The sequence below is a fragment of the Jeotgalibacillus terrae genome (assembly GCF_016908195.1).
Taxonomy (GTDB): domain Bacteria; phylum Bacillota; class Bacilli; order Bacillales; family Jeotgalibacillaceae; genus Jeotgalibacillus; species Jeotgalibacillus terrae.
Genome location: NZ_JAFBDK010000013.1, coordinates 86092 through 96764, shown reverse-complemented (window position 1 = coordinate 96764; position 10673 = coordinate 86092). Strand labels below are relative to the sequence as shown.

General features: G+C 47.0%; 11 protein-coding genes. 9 read left to right on the top strand and 2 right to left on the bottom strand.

Translation table 11 applies throughout. From position 1 onward, the window contains the following. Positions 1 to 127: 127 nt before the first annotated feature. Entirely contained in the window at positions 128 to 781 is a 654-nt protein-coding gene (locus JOD21_RS13585; protein WP_204730133.1) for an N-acetylmuramoyl-L-alanine amidase, read from the bottom strand. 348 nt (positions 782 to 1129) lie between these two features. Between JOD21_RS13585 and hprK the strand changes: the two genes are divergently transcribed. Genes hprK through JOD21_RS13560 form a run of 5 tightly spaced genes read left to right on the top strand, consistent with a single transcriptional unit; the run spans position 1130 to position 5008 of the window. Next, positions 1130 to 2065 (top strand): HPr(Ser) kinase/phosphatase, encoded by a 936-nt coding sequence (hprK, locus tag JOD21_RS13580; protein ID WP_204730132.1) that lies wholly within the window; start codon positions 1130 to 1132, stop codon positions 2063 to 2065. Between the two features lie 18 nt (positions 2066 to 2083). Continuing rightward, positions 2084 to 2914: a prolipoprotein diacylglyceryl transferase gene (gene lgt, locus JOD21_RS13575; RefSeq protein ID WP_239581595.1), complete on the top strand. Its 831-nt coding sequence runs from the start codon at positions 2084 to 2086 to the stop codon at positions 2912 to 2914. 9 nt (positions 2915 to 2923) lie between these two features. Then, positions 2924 to 3868, top strand: a complete 945-nt coding sequence (locus JOD21_RS13570) for a nucleoside recognition domain-containing protein (protein ID WP_204730130.1) — start codon at positions 2924 to 2926, stop codon at positions 3866 to 3868. Next, the gene (ppaX, locus tag JOD21_RS13565; protein ID WP_204730129.1) at positions 3852 to 4505 is read left to right on the top strand and encodes a pyrophosphatase PpaX; all 654 of its coding nucleotides are present in this window, start codon (positions 3852 to 3854) and stop codon (positions 4503 to 4505) included. The genes JOD21_RS13570 and ppaX overlap by 17 nt, the downstream gene beginning before the upstream one ends. Beyond that, the gene (locus JOD21_RS13560; protein ID WP_204730128.1) at positions 4502 to 5008 is read left to right on the top strand and encodes an acyltransferase; all 507 of its coding nucleotides are present in this window, start codon (positions 4502 to 4504) and stop codon (positions 5006 to 5008) included. The genes ppaX and JOD21_RS13560 overlap by 4 nt, the downstream gene beginning before the upstream one ends. Positions 5009 to 5028: 20 nt before the next feature. On the opposite strand, the gene JOD21_RS13555 is transcribed toward JOD21_RS13560, so the two are convergent. Then, on the bottom strand, positions 5029 to 5619 hold the full coding sequence (locus tag JOD21_RS13555) for a biotin transporter BioY (RefSeq protein ID WP_239581590.1): 591 nt from the start codon (positions 5617 to 5619) through the stop codon (positions 5029 to 5031). 256 nt (positions 5620 to 5875) lie between these two features. Here JOD21_RS13555 and JOD21_RS13550 point away from each other — a divergent pair, with 256 nt between their 5' ends. The 4 genes from JOD21_RS13550 to hisD all read left to right on the top strand — a co-directional run bounded on the left by JOD21_RS13550 (position 5876) and on the right by hisD (position 10640). Continuing rightward, entirely contained in the window at positions 5876 to 6655 is a 780-nt protein-coding gene (locus JOD21_RS13550; protein ID WP_204730126.1) for a SurA N-terminal domain-containing protein, read from the top strand. A 699-nt stretch (positions 6656 to 7354) separates the two neighbouring features. After that, entirely contained in the window at positions 7355 to 8533 is a 1179-nt protein-coding gene (locus JOD21_RS13545; protein ID WP_204730125.1) for an ATP phosphoribosyltransferase regulatory subunit, read from the top strand. After that, positions 8530 to 9156 carry an ATP phosphoribosyltransferase gene (gene hisG / locus JOD21_RS13540; RefSeq protein ID WP_204730124.1) on the top strand — a complete coding sequence of 209 codons (627 nt, stop codon included), beginning with the start codon at positions 8530 to 8532 and terminating at the stop codon, positions 9154 to 9156. The genes JOD21_RS13545 and hisG overlap by 4 nt, the downstream gene beginning before the upstream one ends. A 215-nt stretch (positions 9157 to 9371) precedes the next feature. After that, a complete protein-coding gene (hisD, locus tag JOD21_RS13535; RefSeq protein WP_204730135.1) occupies positions 9372 to 10640 on the top strand; it encodes a histidinol dehydrogenase in 1269 nt (422 codons plus the stop codon). Positions 10641 to 10673 lie beyond the last annotated feature (33 nt).

Genomic DNA, 10673 nt, shown 5'->3' with positions numbered 1-10673 from the left:
AACGATTAAACGGCCTCAGCCCTATAGAATATAGAGCGAAAGCCGCTTAAATCACTTTTATTATTTCCACTGTCTACTTGACGGGGGGCAGTTCACATTGTGAACTGCATACCCGGCTTCTTTTTGTTTATTTAATAATCGCCTCAAAACCTGCTTTTTCTAAAGCCGCCACCTGTTTCTGAGCGAGTTCTTTTTGAGAGAAAGCTCCTGTTTGTACAAAATAAATTTTTCTCGATCTCCCCAGATAATCAAGAATGCCCTCAGCTATCGCTTCACCGCATTTGATTCGGTAATCCTCACTTGCAAGCAGCTGCTTGTCTTCCCGGTTCGTCATAAACCCGCATTCAATAAGCAATGCTGGCATTTTGCTTTCACGTAACACGTGAAAGTCAGCTGTTTTAATTCCTCTGTCCGGTCTGTTAACTGCTTTAATCAGCTTGCTATGTACAGTTTGAGCAAGCTTCTTTTCTTCATGCGAGTGAAGAGGATGAATATAAGTCTCGATCCCTTTTACACCTTTCCACACGTTACCGCCAAATGCATTCGCATGAATAGATACAAACAGATCAGCCCTACTGTCATTTGCCAGGTTTGTTCTTGCTGATAAAGGTACATCGTGATCATCCCGGTGCGGTGTCAGTACAGTAATCCCTTCCTTCAGCAGCATTTTCTTAGCAGCTAAAGCAGCTGCTCTGTTAAATGCATACTCATTCATCCCATCCGGACTTCTTTTACCCGGTGTGTCATAGCTGTGCCCTGCATCAATACACACAATTGTCATATGATCCCTCCTGAATTTGTAGTGGAGTGTTAACTTCGTCCCCAGAGCTCTCCGTCTCGGCGCAAGTCTGTCCCCTGTGAGTGGAGTGTTAACTCCGTCCCCAAAGCCTTCCGCTTCGGGCGAAGTCTGTCCCCGGGAATGGAGTGCGAACTCCGTCCCCAAAGCCCACTGCCCTCGCGCAAAGTCTGTCCCCAGAAATGGAGTGCCAACTCCGTCCCCCATAAAACAGATCGTTCCCCACCAGCCATTCAGACACCTTTTGTCAAAACATTTCGGCTTTCTAATGTAGTCCTTCATTTTTCAAAGTGCTACAATAGACTGTATGTGAGATGAGCAGGGAGGATCGATATGGCTAAGGTAACGACGAATGAGATTATTGAGAAGTTTAAGATGGAGCTTGTGAGCGGTGAGGAAGGGATTCACCGTCCGATTACGACGAGTGATATTTCAAGACCAGGTCTTGAGATGGCTGGTTACTTCAGCTATTATCCTGCTGAGCGGATTCAGCTGCTCGGCCGGACAGAGATGTCATTTTATGAGCTGCTGTCAACGGATGAGAAGAAGGACCGGATGAGGCAGTTATGCACGGATAATACGCCTGGCATTATTTTGTCACGCGATATTGAAGTGCCAAAGGAATTAATTGAAGCTTCTGAGCTGAGCCAGGTACCGGTGATGAGGACGCCTGTGAAAACAACGCGTTTTTCAAGCCGGCTGACAAATTTTCTGGAAAGTAAGCTTGCACCGACAACAGCGCTTCACGGAGTGCTTGTGGACATTTACGGTGTTGGTGTGCTGATTACAGGTAAAAGCGGTGTTGGTAAAAGTGAAACGGCGCTTGAATTAGTAAAGCGTGGACACCGTCTGGTTGCTGATGACAGCGTGGAGATTCGCCAGGAGGATACGGATACACTGATTGGATCATCTCCTGAACTGATTGAGCATCTGCTGGAGATCAGGGGACTTGGCATTATTAATGTCATGACGCTGTTCGGGGCTGGGGCAGTGCGCAGTCATAAGCGCGTAACACTGGTGATTGACCTTGAGATTTGGGATAAGACGAAGCAGTATGACCGTCTTGGTCTGGATGAAGAAACAATGCGGATTATTGATACAGATATTACGAAGATCACGCTGCCTGTCAGACCCGGACGAAACCTTGCAGTTATTATTGAAGTAGCCGCAATGAACTTCCGTCTGAAAAGAATGGGGATGAATGCAGCGGAGCAATTTTCAAACCGTCTGAACGATATTATTGTTGACGGCGACCATGACGATATTTAATCAGGAGGAACAGAGATGATGTTATTAACAGCCCAGCCGATCGATCCGGTTGCATTCAGCGTCGGGCCGCTCAGTGTGGCATGGTATGGACTGATTATCGGAACTGGCATTGTACTCGGTTATTTACTTGCAAACCGTGAAGCTGACAGACTTGGCATGCCAAAGGATATGTTTGCTGACCTTTTGATCTGGGCAGTGCCGATCGCGATCATCAGTGCGAGAATTTATTATGTGATTTTTCAATGGGACTATTATTCTCAGAATCCGGGTGAGATCGTGGCTATCTGGAATGGCGGGATTGCCATTCACGGGGCACTGATCGGTTCAGTAGCCACGGGTGTTGTATTTGCAAAAATAAAGAATCTTTCATTCTGGAAGATTGTCGATATCGCAGCGCCAAGTATTATTTTAGGACAGATGCTTGGGCGCTGGGGGAACTTTATTAATCAGGAAGCGCACGGCGGTGAAGTGTCACGCAGTTTCCTTGAAGGACTTTTTATTCCAGACTGGATTATCAATCAGATGTATATTGAGGTAAATGGCAGCTTCGCTTATTATCACCCGACATTTTTATATGAATCTGTCTGGAACTTTGCAGGACTGATCCTGCTTCTGCTTCTTCGAAAAGTGAATCCAATCCGCGGGGAGATTTTCCTCAGCTATGTGATCTGGTATTCAGTTGGACGGGCATTTGTAGAAGGACTGCGGACTGACAGCCTGATGCTCACTGAGACAATCCGTGTGGCACAGGCGATTTCCATTCTGCTTGTGATCGTTGCAGTCGCGCTTATTCTGTACCGCAGATTTGGCAAGGGCATCACAACACGCTACGCTGATAAACGAAATTAGGTGAAGGACATGAATCAACAGACGATAAAAGACGGCTTGAAAGCAGGACTGAATACGACGTGGACATTGGGGAAGATTATTTTTCCAATCACATTTCTGATCACGATTCTTCAATTCACACCTGTGCTCGGCTTCATCACTGACCTGATTGCCCCTTTTATGGGACTGTTCGGTCTGAGCGGTGAAGCAGCCGTACCGCTCGTTTTAGGAAATCTGTTAAATTTATATGCCGGAATTGCCGGTATTCTATCGCTTGAAATGACGGTAAAAGAAGTATTTATCATTGCAGTCATGCTATCTTTTTCACATAACCTGTTAATAGAAACAGGCGTTGCGTTAAAGGTAGGCGTCAAACTTTGGGTGATCCTGCTTGTGAGACTCGGACTTGCATTTGGGTCAGCGATTGTCATTAACCTTGTCTGGAGCGGCGGCGGTGAGATCGCCCAGTACGGCATGGTACCTGTAAGTGAGCCGGATATAAGCGGCTGGGGATCGATTCTGTTGCTGGGACTTGAGAAGGCAGCGTTTGGCGTTCTGCAGCTTGCGATGATCGTCATTCCGTTAATGGTTGTCATTCAGATCATGCGTGACCTGAAATGGCTGGATGTATTTTCACGCTGGATGGCCCCTGTTACAAGAGGGCTTGGCATGAAAGAAAATACGTCTATGACCCTGGTAGCAGGGCTGACAATCGGCCTTGCGTACGGCGCAGGTGTCATGATTAAAGCGGTTCAGGAAGACGGTGTCAGCAAAAAGGATGCAACACTTGCGTTTATTTTCCTCGTTGCCTGTCACGCAGTCGTTGAGGATACACTGATCTTTATTCCACTGGGCATCCCGATCCTGCCGCTTTTACTGATCCGTCTGACAACAGCAGTCATACTGACCATTACTGTCGCTGCAATCTGGAACAGGGCTGAGAGGAGAGAACCAAGCTATGAGCAACCGCATTGATACTGTGCTGTTTGACCTTGACGGCACATTAATTAATACAAACGAATTAATCATTTCTTCATTTTTACACGTGATGGATCATTATTATCCAGGTGAGTACGGACGCGATGATGTACTTCAATTCATGGGGCCGCCGCTCGTTGATTCATTTCAGTCACTGAACCCTGAAAAAACGCAGGAAATGGTGGACTACTACAGAGCCTTTAATATGAAGATGCACGACGAGCTCGTCACCCCTTTTGAAGGAGTGGACGAGACCGTTAAAGCACTACATGAACGTGGTATCAAGCTCGCCATCGTATCCACAAAGCGTCATGACATGGTGCGAAAAGGGTTGAAGCTGATGAACCTGGATCAGTATTTCGACGTGGTGATTGGACTCGATGACGTCGAGCGCGCAAAACCGGACCCGGAACCGCTCAACAAGGCTCTTGATGCACTTGGATCGACAGCGGACTCCGCCATCATGGTTGGTGATAACCACCACGACATAGAAGGCGGCAAAAACGCGGGGACGTTAACAGCAGGAGTTGCCTGGACCTCAAAGGGAAGGGGCTACCTCGAAACGTATCATCCTGATTATATGCTTGAGCATATGAGTGAATTATTGAAGGTGATTGAGGAAAGCGGCTCATGAGAAGAACGAAGCGTTATCCTGTAGAAGGATCAAACTCGCTTTGGCAGCTCTATAAAACCGTTTCGTTTTTTAAAGTGGCACGCAACTTTGTTGTATTGCAAACGGCTAGGTATACACCGTTTTTCAGTGTGAAAAACTGGCTGTATCGGAACCTGCTTGGCATGAAAGTCGGCGAAAAGACAGCTTTTGCGCTCATGGTGATGCCGGATACACTTTATCCTGAAATGATTAAAGTAGGCCGGAATACGATTATTGGCTATAACTCTACAATTCTGGCGCATGAATATCTCGTTGAGGAATACAGGCTTGGTGAAGTGATCATAGGCGATAATGTCATGATTGGCGCCAACTCAACTGTCCTGCCCGGCGTTGTAATCGGAGACGGCGCAGTGATTTCAGCTGCCACACTCGTTCATCGTGACGTGCCGGCTGGTGCATTTGCAGGGGGCAACCCGATGCAGATTATTAAAATGCCTGAACAGAAAAAAGAGCAGCAGGATTAACTCCTCTGCTCTTTTTGTATTTAAGCTGGAATACTTGATTTTGCCACGCGCGTTTGCGGGAATACCTGAAGCATCTTTGCCCCGACAACCGCTGCCACGAACGAAAGAATAATATCCTTGGGAATCGTCGGCAGCATCCATACCCATGCCATCGTATACGTGAACCCTTCCGGAGCGTTAAACCAGAGTTTATATGCCATATACATCCAGTTGGTTCCAAGCACGTAATTGATCACAGAACCGATCAGCGCTGCTGCCACCAGTACTGCAAACGACTTATGCTTTTCAGTCATCCAACCGACAAACCAGGCAACGACAATATAAGAAAGAATAAATCCGAATGTAGGACTGATCAGCGTACCAAGACCGCCTCCCCAACCTGCAAATACAGGCATACCAGCAAGACCAATCATTAAGTAAACAGTCATTGCAATCGGACCCCACTTCTTACCAAGCAGGATACCTGCAATCAGACAGACAACAGTCTGCAGCGTGACCGGCACATTGCCAATCACAAGGATCGGCACAATTGAAGTAATATTAGCGCCAATTGCCATCAGTGCAGCAAAAAGTGATGCCAGCACCATTCCGTGAACGGGTGATTTAACCATGTTCATTCCTCTTTTCATTTAATATGTATTGTATGATGTACAAACCAAATTATATTGGACAGTGATTTTTAAGTCAACCTAATTTTTATAAAGGTTAACTTAAAGTGAGGCTGGGACAGACCCCAACTTCGTTACACCGATGTTTCAATTTAGTGAAAATAAGTGTTAAAGGTTTGCTTTTTCTCTAATATTCGTTACAATGCAATCTAGGCTTAGAAATTAGAGATTTTGGAAATTCGAAAGGGGTTTTACCGAAATGAACTTTAAAAAAATCTTTCTTCCTTTCGCTGCAGGTGCACTGGCACTAGGGCTAGCGGCATGCAGTGATGATGAAGAAGCGGCAAATACAGAAGCTGAAGGAACAGAAGAACCAACTGCTGAAGAGCAGCAGGCGACTGAAGAACAACAGCAGGCTATGGAAGACATGCAGGCTGCACTTGAAGAACAGCAGGTTGCTGAAGATGAAGTCGTTATGACAATTAACGGTGAAGAAATTCTGGGTGCAGAATACAATCAAGCACTTGGATCTGCACAAAACAACTTCCAGCGTATGGGTCAGGATCCTACGACTGAAGAAGCAGCAGAACAGATTAAAACACAGACAATTGAACTGCTGACGAATCAGACACTGATTCTTCAAAAAGCAGAAGAAGCTGGACTTGAAGCAAGTGAAGAAGAGATCAACGAGGAATACGCAACATTTGCTGAGCAAAACGGCGGTGAAGAAGCCCTGAACGAAATTATGACAGCACAGGGTATGGAAGAAGCTGAACTCCGTGAGCGTATGGCTGATTCAATTAAATTCGATAAGTATATCGAACAGGTAGCTCCAGTGGAAGAGCCGACTGACGAAGAAATCCAGACATACTATGACGAGGCAGCTGCCCAGGGTGAAGAAGCTGGACAGGAAGTACCTCCGCTTGAAGAAACACGTGACCAAATCGTAACAATCCTGACTGATCAGCAACAGCAGGAACTACTGATGGCTCACCTTGAAGAGCTGAAAGCAGAAGCAGAAATTGAAACTATGATCTAAATGATCGAGAGACATCTCCTTAGGGAGGTGTCTTTTTTTAGTATGGCTGAGCTTTTGCAGCGAGGATCGTGGCGGTGGCTCACTGCAGCTGCGGGCTGTCTCATTACAACTATGGCACGTCTCACTACAGCAAACCCTGGTGTATCCTACAGCTGGAGGCAAAAACGTGACAGCTACAAGCCAAAACACTACAACTGAAGCCTGTGAAAAGCGAAGCCGCTCTTCACGCACTTAGGAAACAAACCTTAGTTTCTTAAAGCATTACGTGTGTCCCGCGCTAAACGACCATTTCATATTCAAATACGCTGATGCATCACCGCATACACGTCGAAACACACCCCTTGACTAACCACCCCATCCCTAGTAAACTACACAATATCTTTATTTTGTTATCGTATTAGCGAACTAAAGGATTCAGTCAATTATTCGAGTATTACGAGCTTGATAGGGTATAATGATTAGATACGCTTAATGACAATATTTAATGCAACAAACTTTGTTTTTTACGATCAATTTACTATTACTTATACTGAGCTGACCCTTGGAGTGGAGGGCGGAGACTCCCGCCCCAGAAAGGGACAGGTGAGACCCCGCAGAGCGCAGCTCGAGGAGGCTCACCGCCCGGGGGCAGGAAAGCGCAGCCCTCACCGGAAAGGGTCAGCGTTTCAGATAACCAATTCATGAAAGGTTGTGGAGACGGTGTCAAAGCTGTTTATGTTTGAAAAACCGATCGGAATGAGAGATACGTTTCCTCATTTATATAGCTTGAAAAAAGAAATCCGCATGAACATTGAAAACGAAATGATGAACTGGGGCTATGAATTCATGGAAACACCGGCCCTTGAATACGACGAAACAGTCGGCGAAGCATCAGCCATTTTAGATCAGCAGCTATTCAAACTGCTTGATCAGCAGGGCAGAACATTAGTGTTACGCCCTGATATGACAACACCGATTGCACGTGTTGCAGCATCAAAGCTGTTAAAAGACCGCAATCCACTGAGACTTGCGTATGCAGCAAATCTGTTCCGTGCACAACAGCGTGAAGGTGGGAGACCTGCTGAATTTGAACAGATTGGCGTAGAGCTGATCGGTGATTCAACTGTCAGTGCGGACGCTGAAACAATTGCACTTATGGCTTCAGTTCTGAAAGCCTCTGGTCTGAAAGACTTCACAATTGCAGTCGGTCATGTCGGCTTTCTACAGGAGCTGTTTCTGCAGATTGTCGGTACAGAAGAACGTGCTGAAAAGTTAAGGAAACACCTTTATGAAAAGAATTATGTAGGCTACAGAAAGCATGTTGACTCATTGCCGCTTTCTTCTATTGATAAAAAGAGACTGATTGATGTTCTTCATATTCAGGGTAATGGCGGATCGATTGAGAAAGCGGAAGCCCTTTTAGAAGGAGAAGGCGGGCGCGGTGCACTGCGGGAGCTTGAGGAATTATTGTCAGTGTTAAAGGATTATGGCGTTGAGGATTATGTGAAAATGGATGTGTCACTCGTTAGTCATATGTCGTATTATACGGGCGTTCTGTTTGAAGTATACGCAGATAACGTAGGATTCGTACTCGGTAACGGTGGGCGTTATGATAACCTGCTGAAGAAATTTGGTGCGGAAGTGGGCGCAACAGGGTTTGGCATCAGAATGGATTACCTGATGGAAGCGCTCGGCAAAAGTGTGGTACAGGCTCAGCCGGCACTCATCTTATTTTCAGCTGAACGGAGAAAAGAAGCTGCGGCAAAAGCGGCCGAATTCAGAGAGAATCAACAGCCTGTGATCGTACAGGATGTAAAAGGTGTCACAGACCTGGACAGTTTTACTGCAGGATTTAAAGAAGTGTATTCGTTTATTGGAAAGGCAGGGGATCAGGCATGAAGGAATTAACGATTGCCATGCCTAAAGGGCGTATATTTGAAGAAGCGGTCGTCATGCTGAAGGAGGCTGGCTACAACCTGCCGCCTGAATTTGATGATTCGAGAAAGCTGATCATTGAAGTGCCGGAAGAGAATCTGCGCTTTATTTTAGCAAAACCGATGGACGTTCCGACTTATGTGGAGCATGGAGTAGCGGATATCGGCATTGCCGGTAAAGACGTGATGCTTGAAGAAGAGCGGCACGTATATGAACTGCTGGACTTGAAAATCAGCCACTGCTATTTAGCGGTAGCAGGGCTTCCTGATACGGAAATGAATGAAGTGGCCCCACGGATCGCAACAAAGTATCCGAATGTCGCATCGTCTTATTTCAGAGAACAGGGCGAGCAGGTTGAGATCATTAAGCTGAACGGTTCGATTGAGATTGCACCGATTATCGGACTGACGGACCGGATTGTGGATATCGTGTCGACTGGCCGTACGTTAAAGGAAAACGGCCTGGTAGAGTACGAGCATATTGTGGATATTACGTCACGGCTGATTGCCAATCCGGTGAGTTACCGCCTGATGCATGACCGGATCAGTGAAATGACGGACAGGCTTGAGAAGGTTGTGAACGGATAATCAGTATGATTTTAACAAGCTGGCGCCTGATCTACGTTCCAGGCGGACGCTTTCCGGACGGTGGACCGTTACGTGGTCCAATCTTGATCCCTCGCCTTCGGCTGTGGGGTCTCAGCTTCCCTCTAATCGTCCCGGAGTCGCCGCCTTCCACTGCGATCAGCGCTGCGGATCATACCTATTCATCCCATTTTGTAATGAGAAAGGAAATGCTTGATATGAAGATTCGTTTTCTAAATGAAGACAAGATTCCGCGCCAGTCGCTTGATCAGGGGACTGAGGCGCAGCGGAAGAGTGTGCAGGAGATTATTGATCAGGTGAAGAAGAAAGGTGACGAAGCCGTCCGCTTTTACACGGAGCAGTTTGACGGTGTAAAGCTTGAGTCATTAAGAGTGACGGATGATGAAGTGGATGCAGCATTACTGGAGCTCGATGAAGAACTGCTTGCGATTTTGCAGGAAGCTTCAAATAATATCCGTTCTTTTCATGAAAAGCAGGTCCAGCAGTCATGGATGACGACTGAGGAAAACGGTACACTGCTTGGACAAAAAGTAACGGCACTTGATGCGGCCGGTATCTATGTACCCGGTGGAACAGCTGCCTATCCTTCATCCGTTCTGATGAATGCCATTCCGGCCCAGGTTGCAGGTGTGAAGCGGATCGTAATGGTCACACCTCCAGGGAGAGATGGTAAAGTACCGGCAGGCGTTCTTGCAGCAGCCCGGCTTGCCGGTGTAAGAGAAATCTATAAAATCGGCGGCGCCCAGGCAGTCGCGGCGCTTGCTTACGGCACAGAAACGATTGACCCTGTAGATAAAATTACGGGTCCCGGAAATATCTTTGTTGCCTTAGCAAAAAGGGAAGTATTCGGGATTGTTGATATTGATATGATCGCAGGTCCGAGTGACGTGACGGTACTTGCAGACGACACAGCTGTTGCACATGAGGTCGCAGCGGATCTATTATCCCAGGCAGAACATGGTGAATTGTCCCAGGCCAATCTTGTGACGACTTCACGATCGCTTGCTGAGGCTGTTCAGAAAGAAGTTAAATTACAGTTAAACGAACTGCCAAGGCATGAAATGGCGCGCGTGGCAATCGAAGAACACAGTGCAATCTATGTAGCGGAATCGATTGATGAGGCAGTAGAAGCAGTCAATCAGATCGCGCCTGAGCACCTTGAAGTGCAGACGGAAAATGCGATGGAGCTCATCGGTAAAATCCGCCATGCAGGCGCGATCTTCGTCGGGCGCTACAGCTCTGAGCCGATCGGAGACTACTTTGCGGGACCTAACCATACCCTGCCTACAAGCGGCACTGCCCGATTCTCGAGCCCGCTGTCAGTTGATGACTTCGTCAAAAAGTCGAGCATCATCTCCTACAGCAAAGCAGCCTTTGACGAGCACGGCAGCAAAGTAGCAAAATTCGCCCGTCTTGAAGGCCTCGAGGCACATGCGAGAGCGATTGAGGCGAGATATAGAAGCTGATCTACGTATAAGAACCGCTGAGCCTTCGGAGGA

Bases quoted from the DNA above. Each gene is read 5' to 3' on its own strand.
- JOD21_RS13585 (WP_204730133.1), bottom strand. From the start codon at position 781: ATGACAATTGTGTGTATTGATGCAGGGCACAGCTATGACACACCGGGT.
- hprK (WP_204730132.1), top strand. From the start codon at position 1,130: ATGGCTAAGGTAACGACGAATGAGATTATTGAGAAGTTTAAGATGGAG.
- lgt (WP_239581595.1), top strand. From the start codon at position 2,084: ATGTTATTAACAGCCCAGCCGATCGATCCGGTTGCATTCAGCGTCGGG.
- JOD21_RS13570 (WP_204730130.1), top strand. From the start codon at position 2,924: ATGAATCAACAGACGATAAAAGACGGCTTGAAAGCAGGACTGAATACG.
- ppaX (WP_204730129.1), top strand. From the start codon at position 3,852: ATGAGCAACCGCATTGATACTGTGCTGTTTGACCTTGACGGCACATTA.
- JOD21_RS13560 (WP_204730128.1), top strand. From the start codon at position 4,502: ATGAGAAGAACGAAGCGTTATCCTGTAGAAGGATCAAACTCGCTTTGG.
- JOD21_RS13555 (WP_239581590.1), bottom strand. From the start codon at position 5,619: ATGGTTAAATCACCCGTTCACGGAATGGTGCTGGCATCACTTTTTGCT.
- JOD21_RS13550 (WP_204730126.1), top strand. From the start codon at position 5,876: ATGAACTTTAAAAAAATCTTTCTTCCTTTCGCTGCAGGTGCACTGGCA.
- hisG (WP_204730124.1), top strand. From the start codon at position 8,530: ATGAAGGAATTAACGATTGCCATGCCTAAAGGGCGTATATTTGAAGAA.
- hisD (WP_204730135.1), top strand. From the start codon at position 9,372: ATGAAGATTCGTTTTCTAAATGAAGACAAGATTCCGCGCCAGTCGCTT.